Genomic DNA, 25,020 nt, shown 5'->3' on the forward strand with positions numbered 1-25,020 from the left:
AAGGGGCTCTTTGATCGTTAGTTAGTGATGGTCATTCAGCCCCAATGCCAAAGCCAACAGTGGCGCGGACTTGCGTGGTTTTCTGCTGGCGCGGTCCAGCGCCCGGAACCAGCCGAGGTGGCTTTCCAGGTAGTCCGTGGCCACCCCCTTGAAGCGTGCGATCCAGCCCTTGAGCCGGCCGTGATACGCGTTGGCGTTCTGGATGTGCCAGGGGCCGCGCACCCGTTCGCCAGCGCTGAGGTTCAAGGCCTCGTGTCGCACGCCCTGCTCGGTTGCCGTCGCCGCCATCGCTGCCGAGCCGTCCGTGCACAGGATGGCGTCGGCGTGAAGACGCGGCTTGAGCGCTGGGCTCAGACAGCGCTTGGACACCGCTTCAAGCAAAAAGTCCGCCGTCGCGCCCGAGCGGTCTCGGGCCACCAGGATGGGAATCAAGTCTTCCCCGCGCTGCTCGCGCGAGACGCGGCCGCCGCGTTTGCGCGCCTTGCGACCCGGGCGCTGGCCCTTGCTGGAGCGCAGGAAGAAGGTCTCGTCGGCCTCGACCACGCCAGTGAGGGCGGCGGCCTTGACGGGCTGGGCCAGGCGCAGGAAGCGATGCCGCCAGCGAAACGCCGTCGAGGCCGAGACCTGCAGCGCAGCGGCGGCCTGGTGCACGCTCAAGCCCTGGCACAGCACGTCTTGCTGTGCCAGCCACTTGGCCTTCAGCCGCAAACGGGCCAGCGGCGTGGTGGTCAGGGCGTTGAAGGTGCGCTGGCAGGCACGGCATTTGTAGCGCTGCAAGCCACTGGCGCTGCCGTTGCGCACGGTCCGGGCGCCGCCGCAGTGCGGGCAAGCCGGGTGCGCGGCGATCCGCGACTCCACCAGCGTGCAAACCTGGGTGTGTTCGGTGCCAGCGCTCAAGGCCTCGAGCAATTGCGCCTTCTGGCAGGCCGTCAGCCGCGACACCGAACTCAGCCACTGCTTCAATTCCTTCGCGTCCATCGCCAGCTCCAGCGGCCCTCCACGTGGGGCTCGTGCGACCAGTCTGGTGGCCGGCTGGCTCAGGGCGTGAGCCTGTCACTAACTAACGATCAAAGAGCCCACGAAGGCCCGCGCAGGCGGTACTGCATCGTTCCATGCACTGAAAGCATAGGGTAAACCCTTGTGGTACTCGGTAATAACCCTAAGATGCCATGCATCAACAAAGAAGGGAAAACAAATGGAACTGCTGATCGTGACTCTGACGCTTGCAACGCTCGCCATCGTCGGCCAACTTCGCGATGCCGTGAGCAATGCCATGCGCGGCTGATAGCGCTGCATGAGGCAGGCGGTGCCCGCCTGCCGACTCTCAAAAGGGCTGCCTCGCAGCCCTTTTTGTTTGACCGTTGGCGGCCCGACGCCTATCGAGGCCGTATAGAAACGATCAAACAATCGATGTTTTGGAACTGGCAGCCACGCCTAAGCTCGCAGGCGCCCCCTGTCTCTGCCATGTTCCATGCGAATCACCAAGCTGACGACCTACCGCCTCGCACCGCGGTGGATGTTCCTGAAGATCGACACCGACGCCGGCATCAGCGGCTGGGGCGAGCCCGTCATCGAGGGCAAGGCGCGCAGCGTGGAGGCGGCCGTCCATGAGTTCGAGCCCTACCTGATCGGCCAGGACCCCTCCCGCATCAACGACCTCTGGCAGGTCATGTACCGAGGCGGCTTCTACCGCGGCGGCGCCATCCTGATGAGTGCCATCGCCGGCATCGACCAGGCGCTGTGGGACATCAAGGGCAAGGCGCTGGACGCGCCGGTCCACGAGCTGTTGGGTGGCCTGGTGCGCGACCGGATGAAGGTCTATTCCTGGGTCGGCGGCGATCGCCCGGCCGACGTCATCCGTGACATCAAGCGGTTGCGCGAGGGCGGCTTCGATACCTTCAAGATGAACGGCTCAGAGGAGATGGGCCTCATCGACAGCGCGCGCAAGGTGGACGAGGCCGTGGCCCGCATCGCCGAGATCCGTGCCGCCTTCGGCCACGACATCGAGTTCGGCATCGACTTCCACGGCCGCATCGGCGCGCCCATGGCCAAGGTCATGCTGAAGGCGCTGGAGCCCTACCGGCCGCTGTTCGTCGAGGAGCCCGTGCTGGCCGAGCAGGACGAGACCTATGCCCGCCTGGCCCAGCACACGGCCATTCCTCTCGCGGCCGGCGAGCGCATGTACTCACGCTTCGAGTTCAAGCGCGTGTTCCAGGCCGGCGGCCTGTCCATCGTGCAGCCGGACCTCTCGCATGCCGGCGGCATCACCGAGTGCCTGAAGATCGCCTCCATGGCCGAGGCCTACGACGTGGCCCTCGCCCCGCACTGCCCGCTGGGCCCCATCGCGCTGGCGGCCTGCCTGCACGTCGACTTCGTCTCCCACAACGCCGTGCTGCAGGAGCAGAGCATGGGCATTCACTACAACCAGGGTGCCGAGCTGCTCGACTATGTGCTGAACAAGGAAGACTTCCACGTCGAGAACGGCTACATGAAACCGCTAACCAAGCCCGGCCTGGGCGTGGTGGTGGACGAAGAGAAGGTGATTGCGGCCAGCAGGGTGGCGCCGGACTGGCGCAACCCGCTGTGGCGCCACGAGGACGGGAGCGTCGCCGAATGGTGACGAGTCCGGCCCGCCTCATCGCGCTGGACTGGGGCAGCACGCGGCTACGGGCCTTCCTGCTGGGCTCGGACGGCACCGTGCTGGCCTCGCGCCAGTCCGAGCAGGGTGCATCGACGCTGTCGGGCGAGGCTGCCTTCGCCGCGGCATTCGAGGCCATCCAGGGCGACTGGCCGGCCCTGCCGGTGCTGGCCTGTGGCATGGTCGGCAGCCAGCATGGCTGGCGCGAGGCGCCTTATGCGCCCTGCCCGGCCGATGCCGCCGCGCTGGCCCGGCACGCGCTGAAGCTCCACCAGCGCTTCTGGATCCTGCCCGGGCTGATGCACGACGGCGCCCTGCCCGACGTCATGCGCGGCGAAGAGACGCAGATCATCGGCGCCCTGGCCCGGCATCCCGAGCTGGCCGTGCAGTGCTGCCTGGTGCTGCCCGGCACGCATTCCAAATGGGCCCGCGTCGAGGCCGGCCGGGTGATGGGTTTTGCCACCCACATGACCGGCGAGCTCTACGCATTGCTGCGCCAGCATTCGGTGCTGGCGCGGCTGATGCCGGCCGACGGAACACCGGCGCCCTCCTCCGGGGCTTTCGTGGCGGGTGTCGACGCAGCACGCGAGGACGGAGGCCTGGGCCACCAGCTGTTCACGGTCCGCACGCTGGGCCTGTTCAAGCGTCTGCCGCCCGAGCACCTGCCTGACTACCTCTCCGGCCTGCTGATTGGCCACGAGATCGCGCACGAGCTGGCCTCCGGCGCGCCCGCGCGCCTGGCCGTGGTCGGCGATCCGGCACTGTGCGATCGCTACGCGCAGGCGCTGGGCCGCTTCGGCCTGGACGCGCCGCTGCAACTGGACAACACCGCGCCCGCCGGCCTCTGGCGGCTCGCGCAAACCATGGGGCTCTGACATGCTGGACCAGGCACTGCAACAACTTCCTCTCGTCGCCATCCTGCGCGGCATCGGGCCGGACGAGGTCGAAGCCGTGGCCGACGCGCTCTACGCCGAGGGCTTTCGCGTCATCGAGGTGCCGCTGAACTCGCCCCAGGCGCTGGACTCCGTCTCCCGCCTGGCGCGCCGCATGCCCGAGGACGCGCTGATCGGTGCCGGCACCGTGCTCAGCGCCGACGCAGTGCGCGACGTGCAGAGCGCGGGTGGCCGCGTCATCGTCATGCCGCATGCCGACGTGGCCGTCATCCGCGTCACCAAGGCCTGCGGCCTGGCCTGCGTACCGGGCGTGGCCACGCCAACCGAAGCCGTCGCCGCGCTGCAGGCCGGTGCCGATGCGCTCAAGCTCTTCCCGGCTGAGCTGGTCACGCCGGCCGTCGTCAAGGCGATGCGAGCCGTGCTGCCACGCGAGCTGCCCCTGCTGCCGGTGGGCGGCATCACGCCCGACACGATGGCGCCCTACCGCAAGGCCGGCGCGGCCGGCTTCGGCCTGGGTTCGGCGCTCTACGCCCCGGGCATGGGCGCCGCCGACGTCGCCCAGCGGGCGCGTGCCTTCGCGCAGGCCTGGCGCGCAGACTGAACAAGACAACAAGGTCGCCGCATGATTCGCACCTGCACGCTGGCCGTGGCGCTGCTGTTGGCCGCGCTGGGTTCCGGCGCCCGCGCCGAGACGCTGCTGAAGCTCGACGCCCGCGCCGGGGCTGCCGCGCCGCAGGCGGGACACCTGAAGCTGGGCACGGTGCGCTCCCCGCAGGGCCACACGCTGACGGCCAACAGCCAGTCCCTGCTGCGTGATGGCCAGCCTTGGCTGCCGGTGATGGGCGAGTACCACTACAGCCGCACGCCGGCCTCGCAGTGGGCGACGCAGCTGCGGTTGATGAAGGCCTCGGGCATAGACATCGTCGCGAGCTATGTGTTCTGGAACCACCACCAACAGTTGCCCGGTGCCTTCGACTGGAAGGGCAACCGCGACCTGCGCCACTTCGTGCAGCTGGCGCGGGCCGCGGGCCTGCATGTCGTCGTCCGCCTGGGGCCCTGGGCGCATGGCGAGTCGCGCTACGGCGGTATCCCCGACTGGGTCGTCGACAGGATGCCAACGCGCAGCAACGACGCCGAGTACCTGCGCCATGTCGAGCGCCTTTATGCAGAGATCGGCGCGCAGATCCGCGGCCTGCTTTGGAAGGACGGTGGTCCGGTCATCGGCGTGCAGCTGGAGAACGAATACAACCTGCGCGGCCCGGGCCGCGGTGAGGAGCACATCGGCGCGTTGAAGGTGCTGGCACTGAAGGCTGGCATGGATGTGCCGCTGTACACCGTCACCGGCTGGGACGGCGCGGTCTACCCATCCGGCGAGGTCATGCCCGTCTTCGGCGGCTACCCGGACGAGCCCTGGGCGACCAGCAACAAGGAGCTGCCGCCCAAGGAGACGCACGCGTTCCGCTTCGACACACGCGTCAGCGGCGATCTCGGCGCGCAGACCCGCTCCCGTGCGCCCGGCACCGCCGAGACCGACAAGGACACAGTGCCCTTCCTTGGCGCGGAGTACGGCCCCGGTCTGCCGGCCATGTACCGCCGCCGCACGCTGGTGTCACCGGACGACATCGCAGCCATGCTGCCCGTGCAGCTGGGCTCGGGCGTCAACCTGCTCGGCTATTACATGTTCCATGGCGGCCGCAACCCGGTGGGCGCAGGCGGCACGGGGCTGGAGGAGAGCACGCTGAGCGGCGGCTACAACGACACGCCGCGCATCAACTACGACTTCCAGGCGCCACTCGGGCCCGACGGCCAGCAGCGCCCGGTGCTGACCAAGCTGCGCCCCTTCCACTACTTTCTGCGCGACTACGGCGGCCGGCTCGCCACCATGACGGTGCGCCAGCCCCAGCGCACGCCGGCCACGCCGGCCGACCTGCAGACACCGCGCTGGTCCGTCCGCGCGGCGGGCGACAGCGGCTTCCTGTTCTTCAACAACCATGTGCGCCAGTACGCCATGCCGAACCAGTCCGGCGTGCGCTTCGAGGTGCAGCTGCCGGGCGGCACCGTGACGCTGCCCAGCGCGCCGGTCGACATCCCCAACGGCGCCTATTTCATCTGGCCCATCAACCTGGACCTCGACGGCATCCCGCTGCGCCACGCGACGGCCCAGCCCGTCACACGCATCGATGCGGGCGCGCAAGGCATCGTCCACGTATTCGCGACGACGACCGGCATCCCCGCCGAGTTCTCACTGGCCGATGGCCTGAGGACGCTGACGGCCGATACCAGCCTGCAGCGCGTCGGCAGCACCCACAACGGCCGCGCAGTCAGCCTGCTGCTGCTGGCACCCGAGCAGCTCGAACAGCTGAGCGTGCTGGAGGTGGCCGGCCAGCGCCGCCTCGTCTTCAGCGAGCAGCAGGCCTGGGTGGCCGACGGCAAGCTGCAGTTGCGCGGCGTCGGCCCGCAGCCTCTGCATGCCGCCGTCTTCCCGGCGCTGCCGAGGCCGCGCGCGGCCGGCCTGCAGGTGCGCCAGGACGGCCTGCTGCAACACCTGGAGCTGGCCGGCGACGACGCCCAGCCCACGCTGCAGATCCGTGCCACCCGTGAGGCCCGCAACGCGCCCAGGCCGCTCAAGGGTGGCCTGGCGGGGGCGGCCGTGCAGCCCACCCCCGAGGCCTTCGCCAGTGCCGCGACCTGGGCGCTGACGCTCCCCGCGCAACCGGCGCCCAAGGCCGAGGACGTGCTGCTGGAGCTGGACTTCGTCGGCGACATCGGCCGCGTCTTTGCCGGCTCCCGCATGCTGGACGACTGGTACTACAACGGCCAGCGCTGGCAGATCGGCCTGCGCCAGTTCGCACTCCCGCCCGGTCAGCGGCTCGACCTGAGCGTCCTGCCGCTGCGCGCCGACGCGCCCATCTACATCGACGCGGCCCATCGTCCGGCCTTTGCCGACGGCCAGATCCAGGTGGCCGAGTTGCGCGGTGCGCGGCTGCTGACGGTCCGGCGCGTGGCCATCGCGCCCTGAGCATCGCCATGCCGACGAACGACGCACTCGACCTCATGCTGCGGCAAGGCGCCCTCCTCGGCGAGGGCCTGCTGTGGCGCGACGGCCGCTGGTGGTGGACGGATATCGAAGCCGCCACGCTCCACGCCTGGCGCCCGGGCGAGCCGGGGCCGCGCTCCTGCAGCCTGCCGGACCGGCTCGGCAGCTTCGCCCATTGCCGCTCCGGCCGCGTGCTGCTGGGCCTGGCCAAGCGCCTGACGCTGGCGAGCGTTGGCGACGACCTCGAGCTGGGAGAGCTGCAGACCCTGGCTCCGGTTGACGCCGCCGAGACGCGTACCCGCATCAACGACGGCCGCACCGACCGGCGCGGCTTCTTCGTCTTCGGCACCTTGAACGAGGACAGGGAGCGCCGTGCGATCGGCAGCTTCTACCAGTACGCCATGTCCCATGGCCTGCGTCGGCTCGCGCTGCCGGCGGTGGCCATCGCCAACAGCATCTGCTTCAGCCTTGACGGCCGCACGATGTACTTCTGCGACACGCTGACCCAGCGCATCCAGCAATGCGACTACGACGCCGAGACGGCCCAGGTCGACAACGTGCGTCCGTTCACGCAGATGGATCGCAAGGACGCCTGGCCCGACGGCTCGGTCGTCGATGCCGAGGGTTGCCTGTGGAACGCCCAATGGGGCGCTGGCCGTGTCGTGCGCTACGACCCAGAGGGCCGGCTGATGGGCGTGCTGACCGCGCCGGCCGCCCATACCAGCTGCCCCGCCATCGGCGGCGAAGGCATGGACCAACTGATGCTCACGACCGCGCGCACCGAGCTGGGCCGCGAGGCGCTGGTCGCGCAGCCGCTGTCAGGCAGCCTGTTCGGCCTGCGCCTGCCCAAGGCCCTGGGTGTGCCCGATACCCCGTTCGACGATCAAGGAGACGACAGATGAAGATGCAACGACGCGCCGCATTGGCCCTGGCCCTGCTGGCCACCCCCTTCGCGCTGCAGGCGGCAGAAGCGGTCAAGATCGGCTTCCTCGTCAAGCAGGCCGAGGAGCCCTGGTTCCAGGACGAATGGCGCTTTGCTGAACAGGCCGCCAAGGACAAGGGTTTCGCGCTCGTGAAGATCGGCATCCCCAACGGCGAGAAGATGATGGCCGCCATCGACAACCTGGCCGCGCAGAAGGCGGTGGGCTTCGTCATCTGCGCGCCCGACGTGAAGCTGGGCGCGGCCGTGAACCGAGCGGCCAAGCGCCACAAGCTCAAGGTCATGTCGGTGGACGACCAGCTCGTTGACGGTGCCGGAAAGCCCATCGCCGACATCCCCCATATGGGCATCTCGGGCTACGAGATCGGCAAGCAGGTCGGCCAGGGGCTGCTTGCCGAGATCAAGGCACGGGGCTGGAAGCCCGACGAGGTCGGCGTGCTGCGCGTGGCCTTCGACCAGCTGCCTACCGCGCGTGACCGCACCATGGGTGCGGTGGACGCGCTCAAGGCCGCAGGCATGCCCGCAGCCAACATCGTCGATGCGCCCCAGGCCAAGACCGACACCGAGAGTGCCTTCAACGCCGCCAACATCGCCTTCACGAAGAACGCCAAGTTCAAGCGCTGGGTCGCCTTCGGGCTGAACGACGAGGCGGCGCTGGGCGCCGTTCGCGCCGCCGAAGGGCGAGGAATCAAGCAGGACGCCATGCTGGCGATCGGCATTGGCGGCAGCCAGACGGCCCTCAACGAGTTCACCAAGCAGACGCCCACCGCCTTCTACGGCACCGTGCTGATCAGCCCCAAGCGCCATGGCTACGAGACGGCCACGGCCGTGTATGAATGGGTCACGGCCGGCAAGGCGCCCGCCCCCGTCACGCTGACCAGCGGCATCCTGATGACGCGCCAGAACCAAGCCGAGATCCGCAAGCAGATGGGCCTTTGAAATGTCGTCGCTGCAGTTCGACAACATCAGCAAGCACTTCCCCGGCGTCATAGCGCTGAACGGGGTGAGCTTCGAAGCGCGCGCCGGCCAGGTGATGGGCCTGCTGGGCGAGAACGGCGCGGGCAAGAGCACGTTGCTGAAGATACTCGGCGGCCAGTACCGGCCCGACGGCGGCCGGCTGCTGCTGGACGGGCAGGAGCGCCGCTTCGCCTCGGCCGGCGACGCGATCAAGGCCGGCGTGGCCATCATCCACCAGGAGCTGCAGTACGTCGCCGAGCTGACGGTGGCCGAGAACGTGCTGCTGGGCCGGCTGCCGACCCGCTTCGGCCTCGTGGACCATCAGGCCGCGCGCCGACGGGTGGCCGAGCAGATGGCCGCCATCGGCGTGGACCTGGACCCGGCGGCCCGCCTGTCGCAGCTATCTATCGCGCAGCGCCAGATGGTGGAGATCAGCAAGGCCGTCATGCAGGACGCCAAGGTCATCGCCTTCGACGAGCCCACCAGCAGCCTGTCGCACCGCGAGACCGAGATCCTGTTCCGGCTCGTCAAGCGGTTGCGCGCGGAGGGCCGCACGCTGATCTACATCTCGCACCGATTGGAAGAGCTCTACGAGCTCTGCGACGCCTGCACCATATTCCGTGACGGCCGCAAGATCGTCACGCATGACCGGATGGCCCAGGTGCCGCGCGAGCGCCTGATTGCCGACATGGTGGGCCGAGAGCTGCAGGACATCTACGACTACCGCCCACGCGAGCATGGCGGGCTGCGGCTGGTGGCGAGCGGCCTGCATGGCGAGCGCCTGCCCGAGCCGCTGAGCTTCGGCGTGCGCGGCGGCGAGGTGCTGGGCTTCTTCGGCCTGGTGGGCGCCGGCCGCAGCGAGCTGATGCGGCTTCTCTATGGCGCCGATGCACGCCACGGCGGCGAGGTGCTGCTGGACGGCGAGCGTGTGGCCGCCGGCGGCCCGGCCGGCGCGATCGCTGCCGGCATCGTGCTGTGCCCCGAAGACCGCAAGGAGCAGGGCATCCTGGCCCATGCCTCGGTGGCCGAGAACATCAACATCAGTTGCCGCCGCCACGGCCTGGCGGGCGGCGTGTTCCTGCGCCACGGGCAGGAGGCGCGGCGCGCCGACGACTTCATCCGCAAGCTGCGCATCAAGACGCCCCACCGCGAGCAGGAGATCCGCCTGCTGTCCGGCGGCAACCAGCAGAAGGTCATCCTGGCGCGTTGGCTGGCCGAGCCGGGGTTGAAGGTGCTCATCCTCGACGAGCCCACGCGCGGCATCGACGTGGGCGCCAAGAACGAGATCTACAAGATCATCCATGACGTGGCGGCCGCGGGTTGCTGCGTCATCGTCATCTCCAGCGAGCTGCCCGAGGTGCTGGGCATCGCCGATCGCCTCATCGTCATGCGCGACGGCCGCATCAGCGGCGAGCTTGCGCGCGACCAGGCCAGCGAAACCGCAGCGCTGGCCCTGGCCTTGCCCGACGGGACTCCCGCCCCTCTGCACTGATCATGAACACGACCACCTTCCTGCCCCGCCCCGCAATGACCTCTCCGGCCCGCGCCCTGCTCAAGGAGCACAGCATGACGCTGGGCTACGCCTCGCTCTTCGTCGTGCTGGCCCTCTCGGTCGAGAACTTCTTCTCGGCGGCCAATATCGTGGGCCTGCTGCTGTCCGTCGCGCAGATCGGCATGGTGGCCTGCACCATGATGCTCTGCTTGGCCTCGCGCGACTTCGACCTCAGCGTGGGCTCCACCATCGCCTTCGCCGGCGTGCTGGGCGCGATGGTGCTGGAACGCACGGGCAGCGTAGCGGCCGCCATCGGCGGCGGACTGGCTGCTGGCGCGCTGATCGGCGCGGGCAACGGCGTGCTGATCGCCTACCTGCGCGTCAACGCGCTGATCGCCACGCTGGCGACGATGCTGATGGTGCGCGGCTTGGCCTTCATCGCGTCGCAGGGGCAGGCGGTAGGCATTGCCGACGAGAGCTTCATCGCCTTCGGCGACGCCACGCTGCTCGGGCTTCCACTGCCAATCTGGGTGACGGCGCTGTGCTTCGTCGTCTTCGGCGTGCTGCTCAACCACACCGTCTTCGGTCGCAACACGCTGGCCATTGGCGGCAATCCCGAGGCTGCGCGGCTGGCCGGCGTGCGCGTGGAGCGGCTGCGGGTGTGGATCTTCTTGCTGCAGGGCGTCGTCACGTCGCTGGCCGGGCTGATCCTGTCGGCCCGAATCACCAGCGGCCAGCCCAACGCGGCGACTGGCTTCGAACTGGACGTCATCTCCGCCTGCGTGCTGGGCGGCGTGTCGCTGCAAGGCGGCAAGGCGCGCATCTTCGGCGTCGTCATCGGCGTGCTCATCATGGGCACGGTCGAGAACGTCATGAACCTGCTCAACGTCGACGCGTTCTATCAGTACCTGGTTCGAGGCCTCATCCTGCTGGGTGCCGTGCTGCTGGACCAGCTGAAGACGCGCGGCGAGCGCCGGGCCTGACGCGATGGCCGCGCGCCTGCAGGGCAAGGTTGCGCTTGTGACCGGTACCAGCCAGGGCATAGGCCGTGCCGTCGCGCGGCTGTTCGCCGCCGAGGGCGCCAAGCTCATCCTCAACGACCTGCGGGACTCGCCACAGGCCGAGGTGCTGCTGGCGGAGCTGGGCGAGGACAAGGCCATGTTCGTCGCGGCCGACATTGCCGACGAGGCTGCCGTGCGCGACATGGCCGCACGCGGCGCCGCGCGCTTCGGCCCCATCGACGTGCTGGTCAACAACGCTGGCATGAATGTCTTCGCCGAGCCACTGGCGATGACGGCCGCGCAGTGGCAGCGCTGCTTCGCGGTGGACCTGGAGGGCGCGCAGCACTGCAGCCGCGCGGTGCTGCCCGGCATGCTGGCGGGCGGCGGCGGCAGCATCGTCAACATCGCGTCGGTGCACGGCCACCGCATTGTTCCCAACGCCTTCCCCTACCCCGTCGCCAAGCATGCGTTGATCGGCTTGACCAAGGCGCTGGGCATCCAGTACGCCGCACGCAACGTGCGCGTCAACTCGATCTCGCCGGGGCTGATCCTGTCCGAGCGCGTCGTCGAATGGCTGGCAGGCCTGCCGCCCGAGGAGGCCAGTCGACAGGTCGAGCTGCTGCCCTGCAAGCGCATAGGAACGCCCGAGGAAGTGGCCTACACCGCCCTCTTCCTGGCAACCGACGAGGCCCGCTTCATCAACGCCACCGACATCCTCATCGATGGCGGCCGCTCCCAGCTGTACCACGAGTGAACGCCGGCACACGCCAGGCATGACCGGCCCGCGCTCGAACCGCTTCGTCCGAGCCACCTCAAGACCCGGCAGCTCGTGCTCCTGCTTGAGTTGGGGCGGAGCGGCTCCATCGTGCGCGCGGCGCAGGCCGCAAACCTGACGCAGCCTGTCGCGTCCAAGCTGCTGTCCGACCTGGTACGGCGAGGTGATGATCCGGCGTGCCAGCGCGGCGCGGGCCGAGCTGGATGCCGGTCACCAGGAGATGATGGAGCTGCTGTCAGGCCTGTCGGGGCGCGTCGCCGTGGTGGCGGTGCTGACGCCGTCGACGCTGCTGCTGCCGGCCGCCATCACGCGTCTGAAGGCGCGGCCGCCACGACCTCGGCCTGCCCGAGCTGGCCCGTCAGAGCAGTCCCTGCCCGTCATCACCAGCCTGCTGAGGCAGTCCGACATGGTCCCCGCCCTGCGCGACGAGTTGGTGAGACCCTATGTTGCCGCCGTCTTGCTGGATGTACTGGACTCCGACCTCGGCCTGCGCAAGGACATCTACAGCATCGTCAGCCGCCGCGGCCGCCAGCTGTCGCCCGGCGCCGAGCTGATGCTGGAGTGCCTGCGCGAGGAGGCTTTCCGGAATCGCGAGCGGCGTTGAGCGGCGCCCAAGACTAGGGGCGGCGCGCGAGCGGGATCTGCAGGTTCATGGGCCGGTTCTCCTCGGTGTCGAAACCGCGGCCATCGACATGGCGGGCACCCCAGAACAGCAGGTCGTGGCTCAGGTGCACAAGGTCGTATTCCATGAAGTGGCGGCCGGCCGCGAGACCGAAGGGGGCGAAGGCCTTGCCGAAGACGCTCTGTGCCGCGCCCACCTCCCAGCGCGCATAGCCCTGGGACGCGACCTGGTTCAGCACCTCGGCAAAGCCCGCCAGCAGCGGCGTGACCTCGTAGGCCTCGTCGGCGATGAAGTCAACCTTTTGCGCGCCGGGCGCCACGGGATGCTCGCCGCGCCAAAGCATTTGGCCGCGGATGAGGATGCGCGCCAGCGGCACGCGGCCCAGCGGGTCGGCGACGTTGGTGACCACCAGCTCGAAGCGGTCGCCGGCCAGGTATCGGAAGTCCCGCCGCAGGTGGAAGGGCTTGAGGCTGCCGTCGGCATTCTTCTGGCTGCTGGGGCGCAGTTCGATGGCGAGGCTGGTCCAGTCGCCCAGCAACTGGGTCTTCAGGTCGTCGAGAGGCATGGCGGGAGTCCTGGTCGTTGAAGCCGCCAGGCCCACGGCGGCCGGCGCGGCGCGTCGGGTCCACATGGTCGGGGCCCTCCTTCGCAATGCAGTGTGGAGGCCGGCGGGCGCCGGGCGTTAGCCCGAATCGGCAAGAACCTGTGGTCGGCGGGGCCTGGGCCGCAGGGCTATCCTTGCCCGCCATGAGAGCCACGACGATCCGCGAGGACGTGTTCGACGACTTCCATCTGCACGGCGCCTCGTCGCCGGAGTGGGAGCAGCGCTACACCCAGCTGTCGCCGGGCCGCATGCGCAGCGCCCTCGTCGAGACCCGGGCTGGCCGGCTGCAGGTCTTCCGCAAATGGATGAGCGAGCGCGTCGCCCAGCAGGGCTGCCTGCCCGCCGGGCGCATCTGCTTCGCGCTGCTTCAGGACGCCGGCGCTGGCCGCCCCTGGATGCAGGGGCGCGAACTGGGAGAAGAACTGCTGGTCGTGCTGCGCGCAGGCCAGGATTTCATGCTGCAGCGGCCTCGAGGCATGGCTCTGCTGGCCTGCAGCTTCGACGCCGAGGACTTCCGCCGCCTGCTGGACGCGCGGCCCTGGTCGGACCCGGCGCGGGCCTTGCTGGCCCGTCCGGCCTTGCTGGCGCCTCTCACGCCGCTGCGCGGCGTGCTGCTGGGCAGGCCGTCAGCGGCCACGGTCTTCGCGGCGCTGACCGGGGCATTCGAGGCTGCCGCCGGCCCGGCGCGACGCGTGGGCAGCGCCTCCGCCGCGTATCTGGTGGCCGAATGCCATCGCCTCGTCGCCAGCGGCGGCGACGAGCCGCCCGACATCGAAGCCCTGTGCCAGCGTCTGCGCACCAGCAGGCGCAGCCTGCAGAACGGCTTCCGCCAGGTGGCCGACACGACCGCCGTCCACTATTTGCGCAGCTTGCGCCTGAACGCCGTGCGCCAGCGCCTGCTGGCGACGCCGGCCAAAGAGCTCAGCGTGTCTCAGGCCGCGGGCGATGCCGGCTTCGAGCATCTGGGCCATTTCGGCTCCCGCTATCGCGAGCTCTTCGGCGAGCTGCCGTCCAAGACCTTCAGAAAGGCCTTCGCACCATGACTCTTTCCTGCGATGTCGCCATCATCGGCGCCGGCAGCGCCGGCATGGCGGCCTACCGTGCCGCGCGCGTGCACACCGATCGCGTGTTGCTCATCGAGGCGGCCCATTACGGCACCACCTGCGCCCGCGTCGGCTGCATGCCGAGCAAGCTGATGATCGCCGCCGCCGAGGCGGCCCAGACGGTGCGCGAGGCGCATCGCTTCGGCGTACAGGCCGAGGCGCCACGCATCGATGGCCGCGCCGTCATGCAGCGCGTGCGCAGCGAGCGCGACCGCTTCGTCGGCTTCGTGCTGGACACGGTCAGGCGCTGGCCCGAGGCCTCGCGCCTGTTCGGCCACGCGCGTTTCACCGGCCCGGGCCAACTTGACGTGGATGGCCAGCGCGTCGAGGCCCGCACCGTCATCATCGCGACGGGCTCCCACGCGCACGTGCCGGCCGGGTGGCGCGAGCGCCTGGGGCCCAGGCTGCTGGTCAACGACGATGTCTTCGACTGGATCGACCTGCCTCGCTCCCTGGCCGTCGTCGGCGCCGGGGTCATCGGCCTGGAGCTGGCGCTGGCCCTGCACAGGCTAGGCGTACGCGTGCGACTGTTCGCCCGTGGCGAGCGTGTCGGCCCGCTGACGGACCCCGAACTGCAGGCCCTGGCGCGGCAGCTGTTCGCCGAGGACCTGCCGCTGACGCTGCACGCCGCCGATCTGGAGCCGCAGCTGGACGGCGACGAGGTGGTCATCGGCGGCGAACGCTTCGACGCCCTGCTCTGCACGACCGGCCGCCGCGCCAACCTCGACAGCCTCGGGCTGGAGACGCTGAGCCTGCCGCGCGATACCCACGGCCGTCCGCTGATGGACCGCCACACCGGCCAGTGGGGCGACGGGCCGGTCTTCATCGCCGGCGACGTCACCAGCGATCGGCCGCTGCTTCACGAGGCTGCCGACGCGGGCCGCATCGCAGGCGACAACGCGGCGCGCTGGCCCGACGTGCACCGTCGGCCGCGCCGAGCGCCGCTGGCCGTTGTCTTCAGCGACCCGCAGATCGCCATTGCCGGGGCCAGTCATGCGGAACTCATCGCCGCAGGCCGCGCCTTCGACACCGGTCGCGTCAGCTTTGCCGACCAGGGGCGCAGCCGTGTCATGCTCGTCAACCGCGGCGGCCTTCATGTCTATGCCGAGCGCGGCACCGGCCGGCTGCTGGGCGCCGAGATGATCGGCCCGGCCGCCGAGCACCTGGGCCATCTGCTGGCCTGGAGCGTGCAGCGCGGCGACACGGTGCAGCAGATGCTGGACTGCCCGTTCTACCACCCCGTCATCGAGGAGGGGCTGCGCACGGCGCTGCGCCAGCTCAGCGGCGACCTGCACCTGCCGCCGCCGCCCATGGAGACCTGCCTGGACTGCGACACCGCGGCCGAGGTGGGCAACTGACACAGGATGGCGGGATGAGAAGGTTCACCACCTGCGAGCCTGCGGCGCGACCTTGACACGATCGCCCCGGAGCGCCTCCTGCAGCAAGGCGGGCCGAAAACCTGCGGGCCTGAGGGGTATCTCGGACTCGCCGCCAGCGGCGATGCGCCGACCACCCCCCCACCTGAACTCTTGCGCGCGATTGCATGGCACCTATTCTTCCTGACGGGGTGCCCGGCAGGTCCCTTGGGGCGCGTCGCACCGTGGCGTGCGCCCGAACGGCGTTCAGCCCATCCGGGACGGCCGCGATGCGCATCCCGATTCATGCACCTTGAGTCCGTTGGAGAGCGCCATGATCAAGCGACTACTGTCGACTGGGACCACAACCATCCTGCTGGCCTGCGGCGCCACGGGCGCGGCCTTCGCCGAAGGTTCGCGCCATGAGCCACTCGTCGTCGCAGCATCGAACACCGCGACCAACGCTCTCATGGTCTTCAGTTCGACCGGTGCGCTCATCCGGCAGATCCCCACACAGGGCCAGGGTGGCGTGTCTGGCAATGCGGGAGGCATTGCAGCGGCAGGCGGTCGCGTCGCAGTCGTCAACTTCGCCTCGTCCAACGTCTCGATCTTCGCGCGTGATGACGACGGCCGCATGTTCCGCGTCGAGCGGGTCGTTCCGGTGGGCGGCAATCCCGTCAGCGTCGCGTTCGGCGCCGATCACCTGTACGTGCTGACGACGACGCATGTCGAATCCCATCGGATGGGACCGGGGGGCGTTGTGACGGCAGCGGACGGCGTCGTCCCGTTGGTGCACGCCGATGGCTCCGCCGCACAGGTGGGCGTGATCAAGGGCCAGTTGATCCTCACCGAGAAGAGCAACGCGATCGAAAGCGTGGTCCTGACAGCGGACGGCGCGGTGAGCGGCATGGCTGCACTTGTCTCGAACATCCCGGCCAACGTGAACGCGCCGTTCGGTCTCGCGACCCGCGGCAACGAGGCCTATGTGACGATCGCTCACGCCGATGAGATCAGCCTGGTCCGCAACGACGCGGTATTGACCGTGACCGGTTCCGGCACCCAGCATGCGCCCTGCTGGGTGGCACTCGACGGTCCGTTCCTGTTCTCGTCAAATTCTCCAAGCCAGTCCGTCTCCCGCTACGCCGTCTACGGCCAGAAGGTGGTCCAGGACGCGGCGGTGATCGCCCAGTTCGTCGGCAATCCGACCGACATCACCTACCGTCATGGCCTCGCTGCCGTGATCGATGGCAGCGCGACGAATTCGCGCGTCTCCGTGTTCAAGGTCGACGAAGACGGCAACTTCACCCTGCAAGGCATGGCCACGGTGAACAGCCCGTCGACCAACGGTGTGGCGATCGTCGAAGCGGCTGATAGGGACTAGGCCTGCCGGGGCTTCGGATCAGATCTGCTCCGCCGCCACGGGTTATGGAGACTGGGCGTTTGCGTTCCAATGAACTTGCCTCCGGCGACGCGCAACGCTGGATCCTGGAATGGGTGTGAGGTCTGTCCTGGCTGTTCTTCTACATCTGCACGCCGCGCGTGCTTCGGTCGTGGCTGCCGCGCGGCGAGTACCTCTTCGCGGCCTACGTCCTCGCGGGACTCATCTCGATGCTGAGCGTCGCCGTTTTTCCTGGCAACGACGGCAAGGCGTATGTGGAAGCTATGAATGAGAGCTGGCTGGCTCTGGTTGTGCTCGCGGCAGTCTCTGATGAGACAAGCAGAGGGCGCGCAGCCCTGACCGGACCTCATTGGCCCAGCGGCTGAGCTCGATCCGTGCCACTGTCGCAATCGCCGCCCACGCCCGGTGCCGCAACCGTGGGGCACTTGATGTCCGTGGCAGCACCGCACTCCCCATCCGGCCCTTTGTCCGGACTGGTGCGTCAGCTTTTCGTGCGGTGTTTCCCCCTTGCTGCTGACATACTTGGCGTCGGCGGATTCTTCATCCGCCGAAGCTCCTCCCGCCATTGCCGGCGCAACCTTAAAGGACTCAAGATGACTTCCAAGCACCTGCTCCGCATCGCTCTGGTCTCTGCTGCCCTTGCTGGCGGCACCATGGCTTTCGCCGCCCCGTCGTCGGACGCAGCACCGGCGAAGCACGGCGGTACCCGTCAGAACCATCACTGCAAGCAGTCCGACGGCAGCATGGACATGAGCAAGACCAAGAAGGCCTGCCTGGCCGACAAGGGAACCTGGGTCAAGGACACGGCGCCCGGCGCGGCGGCGCCCGCGGCTTCCGCCGCGCCGAAGAAGTAAGCCTGTCACCTGGTACGGCCGGCGCCGGCAGCGGTCGGGCTCGGGCCCGACCGCTGCCGGCGCCGGCCATGGGCATTCAGTCGGCGACGGCTGATTTCGGGAGCAGTCTCATCTGGGGCATCCCTTTGCGGATGACGGCCAGCGGCGTCGGTCGCCCGCTCCGGACCCTTCACTGGCATTCAGGGGCACGAGTGGGCTTCGGCTCCGCCATGGCAAAACCCAGATGCCCTTCATCGGGCGGCTGTCTGGCCATCACGCGCTCACCCCCGCTATCTCTTCACCATCCTGTCCGCGCCGTATTTCAAGAAGCATGGCGAGTGAGCCGGCGTCGTGGCCTTCATCGATGGCGTGACGGCGGCGGCCATCGGCGCCATCACGGGGCCGCCATCGTCATCGGCCAGCGCTCGATCACGGATACCGCGACGGCCGCGCTCTCGTTGATCACCGTCGGCGTGCTGTGGCGCTTCAAGAAGCTGCCGGAACCCGTCATCGTGATCGTCGCCGCCATCGCCGTCATCGCCGTCCTGGTGCTCTGTCCGCTGGCGCATCACGCCTGACGTCAAGGAGTTCGCCATGCTCCCGGAGCCCCAAGACCACCTGCCATCCCGTCGTGACTTCCTCGCGGCCGCCGGTGTCACCGCGCCGGCCGTCTCATCTCCGCCCGCACAACCCTCTGCGAAGGAAACTCCCATGGGCGTCGCACCTGCATTCCAGAGCAACGACACGCTCAAGCCGCAGCCCCTTGACCCGGCCGAGCTCAACGGCTTGTTTGAGCGGCTGATGCGCTCGAACAGGGAGAACAACCATGGCGGCTCGGCCAAGGCGCTGGCCGTCGTCAACAGGCGCCAGGCCGACCGGGACCTGCCGGCCTATGTCTACAACGACCTCAAGCGCGAGCATCTGCTGCGCACGGGTTTCGTCGTCTTCGACGAGCACTATTTCGACAACCTGGGCGGTGCCGGCGAGGCTGGCGCCCAGGAGCGCCAGGCCATCGCCCAGGCCTTCGGCAGCTTCGGCGCCTGGGAGGCCGATTTCCGCCGCATTGGCACGCGCCTGGGCGGCGGCTGGGGTTGGGGCGTCCTCGCCTTCAATCTGCCCCCCCGCCAGCTCGAGAACTGCTGGATGGCCGACCACGGTCATGAACCGGCGGCCACCGTGCCGGAGCTGGCCATGGACATGTACGAGCACTTCTACCAGATGGACTTCGCCGCCTTCTTCCAGAACCTGAACTGGGACCGAGTCGCCGCACGCCTCGATGCAGTCGGTTCGATCAAGGCCTGAGCAGAGCAGCAACGAGGAGCAAAAGATGGGCAGGTCACCCAGGCTGGCGTTGCTTTACCCCGGCGACCGTGCCGCGTGGGACCGCAGTGACCCGGTCGAGAGCCGCTTCGCCGCGCTGTTCGAGGCCTTCGCAACGGCAGGCGTGGAGACCGATCCGGCCGTCTATAACGACGACTTCGCCGACGAGGTGGGCGAGCAGTTGCGTCGGGTTGACGGCGTGCTGGCATGGAGCAACCCCATCGAATTGGGCCGCCGGCGCGACCGGCTCGACGCGCTGCTGCGCGAGGTTGCCGAGGCCGGCGTCTTTGTCAGTACGCACCCGGAAACCATCCTCAGGCTCGGCACCAAGGACGTCCTGGTCGATGTGCGCGATCTGCCGTTCGGCAGCGATGCCGTGCGCGTCGACAGCCTCGTGCAGCTCGCCGACGAATTGCCGCGCCGGCTGCAACAGGGCGCTCGCGTCATCAAGCAGTACCGCGGGCACAGCGGCATTGGCGTCTGGCGTGTCGAGCAGATCGAGGGATCTCCGCTGTTGAAGGTGTGCCATGCGCAGCGTGGCAGCAATGAGGAGTTCATTGACCTCACGGCATTGATGCAGCGACTGGCCAGCCACTTTGAAGCGGAAAACGGTGGCCACATGATCGACCAGGCCTGGCAGCCGCGACTGGTCGACGGCATGGTTCGGGCCTATCTCGTCGAGGACCGTGTCGCCGGATTCGGGCATCAGGCCATCAACGCGCTCTACCCGGGCAAGCCGGGCCAGCCGGCACCGGTGGCGGGGCCACGCCTCTACCACCCGGCCGACCTTCCGGAGTTCCAGCCGCTCAAGCGGCTGCTCGAGGGGGGCTGGATCGAGCTGCTGCGCCAGCGTGTCGGGCTCGCGCGGGAGCAACTGCCAATGCTCTGGGACTGCGACTTCATGTTAGGTGAGCCGAAAGACAGCTACGTGCTCTGCGAGATCAATGTCAGCAGCGTGTCGCCGTTCCCGCCGTCGGCCATCGAGGTGCTGGTTCAGGCGGTCAAAAGACGCCTGGCGGTCCGGATCTGATGGGTACGCGGCATGCGCGATCTCCTTGAGGTAGGTGCGCAGGATGGAGGCGACCGCCTCGATCTCCTCGTGGCACTGCTCGGCCGTGATGTCGGTCAACAGCTCTTTGCTTGACCGTCCGACTGTGCTCGTCCATGAGCGGTACTGACGGGGTGCCCAAAGATGCGTTGAACCGCCGCGATGACGTCGTGGCAGCTGCACGGCAGCGGCGCGACGGCTATGTCGCATGACCACGGCATCGGTACCGAGCGCCCTACGTGAACCCGAGCCGGTCGAGGACTTCGAGGTCGGGGGCCTGACGCACACCGACGTGGCTGAGTGGTATCACGTCTACAGCACGCGCAGCCATCCATCGACGTGCGCCGACACCTTTGCCGAGGATTGGGGCAGCACGCGGTTTGCGCCGTTGCTGACGGAGGCCGGCACGCCCGTGCATACCTACTACATCGCCAGCACGCCGGAGGCAGCCTATAGGGAGTCGGTGCTCCACGATGCTTCGCTCGCGCCGCCCGGCATGTTCGAGGTGGCGTCGCTGGCGCACTTCCATCTTGTGCGGCTGCGCCTGCCCGCTACCGTTGACTACGTCAGCTTCCACACACCCTTCCTGCCGCGCCTGGGCATTGGATAGCCCTCCAGCCTGCTACGCGCAGACGCGGCGATGGGCGCAGGCGGCCTACCTACGGCGAGCAGCGGCTCAGGCGGTCGGCTACGGCTCGAAACGCGATGATGCGGCCCGCGTCACCGCTCGACTGTGGGGGCACTCGGCCCAAGTGGCGGCGGCAGCGTAAATCGTCTAACGTTAGCGCTAACCCCTATACCGGTGCGCGTGAACCGGACCATGGTCGCCCGCTCGCCGACAGCGCCTGTGCCTGACGGGGGAGAAATCATGGCATGTGCGCGACTGCAGGAGGATGTTGTGAGCCCACCACTCGATGCCGCGGCTGCCGGGATTGCTGGCCTGCAGGCCTCGGCCTGGGAAGTGAAGCCCAGCCTGCCTCGGATCCTGGATGCGATCCGCAGGCACATGGGCATGGACGTCGCATTCATCTCCGAGATCGCAGGCGGAAGGCGTTATTTCCGCCATATCGATGTCGGCGACTCCGGCTTTCCCGTCGTGCCGGGAGACTCGCACCCTGCCGAAGAAAGCTACTGCCTTCGTGTGGTCGACGGCAGGCTGCCCGAACTGATTCCCAACGCCTGCCTCAACACCGAGGCGCTCACCCTGGCCGCGACGCTGGCGCTGCCGGTCGGGGCTCATCTGAGCGTGCCGATCCGTCTTGCGGACGGGCGTGTCTACGGCACCTTTTGCTGTTTCAGCTTTTCGCCGAACGCCACGCTGACGGGGCGCGATCTCAGCGTCATGCGTGTACTGGCCGACATGGTCGGCGATCAGATCCAGCAGGACCTGGAAGAGCAGGAGGCCAAACGCCTGGTTGACGAGCGCATCGACGCGGCCCTCGGGTCCAGCGGTTTGCGCATGGTGTTCCAGCCCATTGTCCAGGTGGAAACGGGCCGCGTGGTCGCCTTCGAGGCGCTCGCGCGCTTCGCCACCGAACCCTACCGTTCACCGGACGTGTGGTTCGCGGAGGCAGCACTCGCGGGGCGGGCAGCCGAACTGGAGATCATGGCCATCCGCCTGGCGCTGGCCAGCCTCGTCCAGCTCCCCCCCAGCATCTATCTCACGGTGAACGCCTCGCCCGAGACCATTGTCACGGGCGCTCTGGCAGATGCCTTGCGCGGGCAGCCCTTGGACAGGATCGTCGTCGAGGTCACGGAGCACCAGGCCATCGAGCGCTACGAGGACATCATGGAAGCGGTCGCCCCCCTGAAGGCAAGCGGCTTGCGCATTGCGATTGACGATGCCGGAGCGGGCTATGCGAGCTTCAGGCACATCCTGAACCTCCACCCTGAAATCGTGAAGCTGGACATCAGCATCACGCGCTCGATTCACAGCGACCGTTCGCGTCGCGCGCTTGCCGCCGCCCTGTGCGGCTTCGCGTCGGAAACCGGCTGCCAAATCGTCGCTGAAGGGGTCGAGACGAACCTGGAGTTCCAGGTCATCAAGGCCCTGGGCATCAGCAAGGTGCAGGGCTACCACCTGGGACGGCCTGTACCCCTCAAAGACGCGCTGGCATTGCTATAGCTCCGGACGCCGATGCGGCCTGCAACGGCAATCCGGACGGCTCCGCACCATCCGTGCCCAGCGCCGGGGGCGTGGAGGCCTGCCCGATAGACTGATTCAGCGACAGTCATCGGCTGGACGGGTGACTTCAGTGCTCGTTGCTCGCATGAGTTTCAGGCCATCTCTGGCCGAACCACCGCAGCCTGCAAAGGGGGCGTGGCCAAGTGGGTGGCCAGCAGCGGATCAGCGCAGATATTTGAGACCAACCCCATAAGAATCAACGGCTTGGAACGTTCATGAAATTCGTCACCTGGAACGTCTATTGAGTTCCAAGGACTCGCGGCAAGTCTCAAAAAATCAAGCTGACCAGGTACATCGAGGGCGGGATCGAGCCGGTGCTCGAAGCCTCCTTGCGGCGCTATTTCGAGCGACTGATCGGTGCGGCCTGCCTGCTCGACGGCTTCATGGTGCGCCGGATCAAGGCCAAGGAGTTCCGGCAACACGACCCGGAATGGTTCGCGGTTCATGCGTCCTTGGACATCGTCACGATCTGCGTCACGGCGATCGGCTTCGTGCTGCCCTTTGCGCTGCACCCGCTGCTGATGCCCTGCGCCCCCCTTGCTGCTCAGCTTGCTACTCGGCGCTGCGATGGGCAATTTCCATCAGCGTGGCTAACGCATTGGCCAGCCGTGTCGATCGAAGGACGACGCCAGCTGCCTTGGCAGACATGCATGCGAAGATCGACGCGCCACAAGGAACGAGGGTCAGCATGTCCACGCTCGCCGTGATCGGAGGAGGTCCCAAAGCCGCAGCCCTGGCCGCGAAGGCCGCCGCGCTGAGACTCCACAGTCAGCACACGGTGCCGGATATCTTCATCTACGAGCGCGACACGCTGGGCGCCCACTGGAGCGGCGGCAACGGCTACACCGATGGCCTGCAGCCGTTGTGCACCCTCGCCGAACGGGATCTGGGCTTCCCCTATCACCTGGCGTACGGCAAGGCCGTCGCCGAGGACCTGTTCGCCGAGTATTCATGGCAGGCCTTTGCCGTCCGCGAGGGCCTGGGGCCGGCGGGCTACGAACAATGGGTGCTCAACGGCCGCCATCCACCCGCTCATAGCGATTTCGCCGCTTATCTGGAATCGTCGATCCGGCGCAGCGGAGCCGAGGTTCGGTACGGCGAGGTCCATGGACTCGACCACGACGCGCGCACGGGGCGATGGCAGGTCACCTGGACCGGCAAGTCCGGCACGCTTGGCATCGATCGTCACGACGCCGTTGTGATCACGGGCAGCGGCCCCGCGCTGCCACCGCTTCCGGGCGCATTGACGCCCACGAAGACCCGCAACCTCCGCGTCTTCGACGGCACCAGTTTCTGGACCCACCTCGTCGACATCGAACAGATTCTGTCGGCCGAGCCTGCCGACGATCGGCGCGTCGTGCTGATCGGCGCCGGCGGCACGGCCGCCGCGATCGCCTATTGGTTCGTGCGCAACCGCGCGGACGTGCCCATCACCATCATCGGCCGGGAGCCGACCCTGTACGCGAGGCACCCCGGGTATTTTGAGGACCGCCTGTTCTCCGACGAATCGGCCTGGGCCGCGCTGCCCGCTCATGCGCGTGATGAGTTCGTGCGCAGGCTGACCACCGGCGTCGTCTGGGACTACGTGCTGCAGGGCCTGGGCGACGCCCGCATTGCCTACCAGTGCGCCGACGCGATCGGGTTCAGGACACTGCCGCCGCCGTCCACCGGGCTTCACCCCGAGGTCCAGGTCGACGTGCGCGACACGGTGCCTCCGGGTGCGCCAGCCTCGACGAACGTCACGGCGCAGGAAGGCGCCGTCTTCGTCGACGCTCGAGGCTTCGATCGCTGGTGGTTCACCTCGCTACTCCCCCCTGCCCTGGCGGCCCAGCTGTCCGGCCCCCAGCAGGCAGGCATCCTGGCATCGATGGACGACGCACTGCGCATCAGCGCGGGGGGCTTTCCTGCGGGTCTGCACGTGCCCATGCTGGCTTCGCGCCAAGGGCCGGCCGCCGGCAACCTGATGGCCCTGGGCTGGGTGTCCGACCGCATCCTGCGCGCATTCGTGCCGCCCCCCACTCCTGGCGCCGGAGGTGCGATCAAGCCAGCACCTTGACGCAGGCGACATATACATATATATATGTCACATCGGGGCGCCAGAACGGGTGCCCCCTTGGAGAAGCATCATGGCTGACACCGACGTCTCGATGGTCATGCGGTCGGTCTATCTCCGTCCGGAGATGGACGCGGAACTGCGCAACCTGGCCTTCCAACTGCGCGTGTCCAAGGCCGACCTGATCCGCGCTTTCGTGGCCGAAGGCCTCAAGGAAATGCAGCGCCATCTGGGCGCGAACCCCGACGAGCAAAAGATCGCCAGGATCGCCGCAACGGTCGGCAGCGCACAACTCACGCCGCAGGAGGCGGAGCGCTCCGAGGCAGCCATGGAACGCATCCGGGCCGCGGTGGGATCGGGCAAGCGACGCAGCTACGTGTCGACGTGACGAACGCGATCCCTGGAAGGAGTGACCTTGCCCCTGTTGCCCGTAGTTCTTAGCAACCTTGTTACGCGGCGTTTTTGAGCTGTGCCGCGTGCCAGCTTTTCTCGAACTGCATGGGGCTGACATAGCCCAGCGACGAGTGGAGTCGCCGGTGGTTGTAGAACGTCAGCCAGGCAATGACTTCGTCCATCGCCTGTCGGCGCGTGGCGAATTTTCTCCCATAGAGCTTGCCCACCTTCAGCCGGCCCCATAGGCTCTCGGTCGGCGCGTTGTCCCAGCAATCGCCCTTGCGACTCATCGACGAACGCATGCCGTAGCCGCTCAGCTGAGCACGAAATTCTCGACTGCAGTATTGGCTGCCACGGTCGCTGTGAAGGATC

Annotated in this window: 24 protein-coding genes and 2 pseudogenes; 22 read left to right on the forward strand and 4 right to left on the reverse strand. The window is 68.2% G+C overall.

The genetic code is table 11. The features are described from left to right. Positions 1-21: 21 nt before the first annotated feature. A complete protein-coding gene (locus tag JOY88_RS03515; protein ID WP_293500411.1) occupies positions 22-978 on the reverse strand; it encodes an IS1595 family transposase in 957 nt (318 codons plus the stop codon). A gap of 493 nt (positions 979-1,471) precedes the next feature. Between JOY88_RS03515 and dgoD the strand changes: the two genes are divergently transcribed. The 10 genes and pseudogenes from dgoD to JOY88_RS03565 all read left to right on the forward strand — a co-directional run bounded on the left by dgoD (position 1,472) and on the right by JOY88_RS03565 (position 12,337). Beyond that, positions 1,472-2,620, forward strand: coding sequence for a galactonate dehydratase (gene dgoD / locus JOY88_RS03520; protein ID WP_293500412.1), 1,149 nt, complete (start codon positions 1,472-1,474; stop codon positions 2,618-2,620). Then, complete coding sequence (locus tag JOY88_RS03525) at positions 2,614-3,513, forward strand: 2-dehydro-3-deoxygalactonokinase (protein WP_293500413.1); 900 nt, start codon at positions 2,614-2,616, stop codon at positions 3,511-3,513. The genes dgoD and JOY88_RS03525 overlap by 7 nt, the downstream gene beginning before the upstream one ends. 1 nt (position 3,514) lies before the next feature. Continuing rightward, positions 3,515-4,132 carry a 2-dehydro-3-deoxy-6-phosphogalactonate aldolase gene (locus JOY88_RS03530; RefSeq protein WP_293500414.1) on the forward strand — a complete coding sequence of 206 codons (618 nt, stop codon included), beginning with the start codon at positions 3,515-3,517 and terminating at the stop codon, positions 4,130-4,132. Positions 4,133-4,153: 21 nt separating this feature from the next. Continuing rightward, the gene (locus JOY88_RS03535) at positions 4,154-6,550 is read left to right on the forward strand and encodes a beta-galactosidase (protein WP_293500415.1); all 2,397 of its coding nucleotides are present in this window, start codon (positions 4,154-4,156) and stop codon (positions 6,548-6,550) included. An 8-nt stretch (positions 6,551-6,558) separates the two neighbouring features. Then, positions 6,559-7,470 carry an SMP-30/gluconolactonase/LRE family protein gene (locus JOY88_RS03540; protein ID WP_293500416.1) on the forward strand — a complete coding sequence of 304 codons (912 nt, stop codon included), beginning with the start codon at positions 6,559-6,561 and terminating at the stop codon, positions 7,468-7,470. Between the two features lie 2 nt (positions 7,471-7,472). Beyond that, entirely contained in the window at positions 7,473-8,447 is a 975-nt protein-coding gene (locus tag JOY88_RS03545) for an arabinose ABC transporter substrate-binding protein (RefSeq protein ID WP_293500436.1), read from the forward strand. Position 8,448: 1 nt separating this feature from the next. Then, on the forward strand, positions 8,449-9,957 hold the full coding sequence (gene araG, locus JOY88_RS03550; protein WP_293500418.1) for an L-arabinose ABC transporter ATP-binding protein AraG: 1,509 nt from the start codon (positions 8,449-8,451) through the stop codon (positions 9,955-9,957). A gap of 98 nt (positions 9,958-10,055) precedes the next feature. After that, positions 10,056-10,940, forward strand: a pseudogene (araH, locus tag JOY88_RS03555) (L-arabinose ABC transporter permease AraH); the annotation flags it as partial. A gap of 4 nt (positions 10,941-10,944) precedes the next feature. Then, positions 10,945-11,712 (forward strand): SDR family oxidoreductase, encoded by a 768-nt coding sequence (locus JOY88_RS03560; RefSeq protein WP_293500419.1) that lies wholly within the window; start codon positions 10,945-10,947, stop codon positions 11,710-11,712. Between the two features lie 187 nt (positions 11,713-11,899). Beyond that, positions 11,900-12,337, forward strand: a complete 438-nt coding sequence (locus tag JOY88_RS03565; protein ID WP_293500440.1) for a type 2 periplasmic-binding domain-containing protein — start codon at positions 11,900-11,902, stop codon at positions 12,335-12,337. Between the two features lie 13 nt (positions 12,338-12,350). Here JOY88_RS03565 and JOY88_RS03570 read toward each other — a convergent pair whose 3' ends face one another. Then, positions 12,351-12,986: a hypothetical protein gene (locus tag JOY88_RS03570; protein ID WP_293500420.1), complete on the reverse strand. Its 636-nt coding sequence runs from the start codon at positions 12,984-12,986 to the stop codon at positions 12,351-12,353. A 116-nt stretch (positions 12,987-13,102) separates the two neighbouring features. On the opposite strand from JOY88_RS03570, the gene JOY88_RS03575 reads away from it, so the two are divergent. The 9 genes and pseudogenes from JOY88_RS03575 (at position 13,103) to JOY88_RS03615 (ending at position 22,142) form a co-directional block, all read left to right on the forward strand. After that, on the forward strand, positions 13,103-14,002 hold the full coding sequence (locus tag JOY88_RS03575; protein WP_293500421.1) for a helix-turn-helix domain-containing protein: 900 nt from the start codon (positions 13,103-13,105) through the stop codon (positions 14,000-14,002). After that, positions 13,999-15,420 (forward strand): dihydrolipoyl dehydrogenase, encoded by a 1,422-nt coding sequence (locus tag JOY88_RS03580; RefSeq protein ID WP_293500422.1) that lies wholly within the window; start codon positions 13,999-14,001, stop codon positions 15,418-15,420. Before JOY88_RS03575 ends, JOY88_RS03580 begins: the two co-directional genes overlap by 4 nt. Positions 15,421-15,751: 331 nt before the next feature. Beyond that, on the forward strand, positions 15,752-16,798 hold the full coding sequence (locus JOY88_RS03585; protein ID WP_293500423.1) for a hypothetical protein: 1,047 nt from the start codon (positions 15,752-15,754) through the stop codon (positions 16,796-16,798). A 482-nt stretch (positions 16,799-17,280) separates the two neighbouring features. Continuing rightward, positions 17,281-17,670: a hypothetical protein gene (locus JOY88_RS03590; protein ID WP_293500424.1), complete on the forward strand. Its 390-nt coding sequence runs from the start codon at positions 17,281-17,283 to the stop codon at positions 17,668-17,670. Positions 17,671-17,934: 264 nt separating this feature from the next. Then, positions 17,935-18,227: pseudogene (locus tag JOY88_RS03595) on the forward strand (chromate transporter); the annotation flags it as partial. Positions 18,228-18,360: 133 nt separating this feature from the next. After that, entirely contained in the window at positions 18,361-18,951 is a 591-nt protein-coding gene (locus JOY88_RS03600; protein ID WP_293500425.1) for a Fe-Mn family superoxide dismutase, read from the forward strand. A gap of 25 nt (positions 18,952-18,976) precedes the next feature. Continuing rightward, complete coding sequence (locus tag JOY88_RS03605) at positions 18,977-19,999, forward strand: Cj0069 family protein (RefSeq protein ID WP_293500426.1); 1,023 nt, start codon at positions 18,977-18,979, stop codon at positions 19,997-19,999. A 226-nt stretch (positions 20,000-20,225) separates the two neighbouring features. Beyond that, positions 20,226-20,627, forward strand: a complete 402-nt coding sequence (locus JOY88_RS03610; protein WP_293500427.1) for a hypothetical protein — start codon at positions 20,226-20,228, stop codon at positions 20,625-20,627. A gap of 288 nt (positions 20,628-20,915) precedes the next feature. Continuing rightward, positions 20,916-22,142 (forward strand): sensor domain-containing phosphodiesterase, encoded by a 1,227-nt coding sequence (locus tag JOY88_RS03615; protein ID WP_293500428.1) that lies wholly within the window; start codon positions 20,916-20,918, stop codon positions 22,140-22,142. Positions 22,143-22,294: 152 nt separating this feature from the next. On the opposite strand, the gene JOY88_RS03620 is transcribed toward JOY88_RS03615, so the two are convergent. Beyond that, positions 22,295-22,648, reverse strand: coding sequence for a hypothetical protein (locus JOY88_RS03620; protein WP_293500430.1), 354 nt, complete (start codon positions 22,646-22,648; stop codon positions 22,295-22,297). Between JOY88_RS03620 and JOY88_RS23065 the strand changes: the two genes are divergently transcribed. The 3 genes from JOY88_RS23065 (at position 22,586) to JOY88_RS03630 (ending at position 24,643) form a co-directional block, all read left to right on the forward strand. Next, on the forward strand, positions 22,586-22,909 hold the full coding sequence (locus JOY88_RS23065; protein WP_367269785.1) for a hypothetical protein: 324 nt from the start codon (positions 22,586-22,588) through the stop codon (positions 22,907-22,909). The genes JOY88_RS03620 and JOY88_RS23065 overlap by 63 nt on opposite strands. After that, entirely contained in the window at positions 22,891-24,258 is a 1,368-nt protein-coding gene (locus JOY88_RS03625; protein WP_293500431.1) for a SidA/IucD/PvdA family monooxygenase, read from the forward strand. Before JOY88_RS23065 ends, JOY88_RS03625 begins: the two co-directional genes overlap by 19 nt. Before the next feature lie 70 nt (positions 24,259-24,328). Continuing rightward, positions 24,329-24,643 carry a hypothetical protein gene (locus JOY88_RS03630; protein ID WP_293500432.1) on the forward strand — a complete coding sequence of 105 codons (315 nt, stop codon included), beginning with the start codon at positions 24,329-24,331 and terminating at the stop codon, positions 24,641-24,643. Between the two features lie 61 nt (positions 24,644-24,704). Here JOY88_RS03630 and JOY88_RS03635 read toward each other — a convergent pair. Continuing rightward, on the reverse strand, positions 24,705-25,020 hold a 316-nt coding region (locus tag JOY88_RS03635; protein ID WP_293500434.1), incomplete at its 5' end, for an integrase core domain-containing protein.

This window comes from Roseateles sp. (genome assembly GCF_019237615.1).
In the GTDB taxonomy this organism is placed as follows: Bacteria; Pseudomonadota; Gammaproteobacteria; order Burkholderiales; family Burkholderiaceae_C; genus Pelomonas.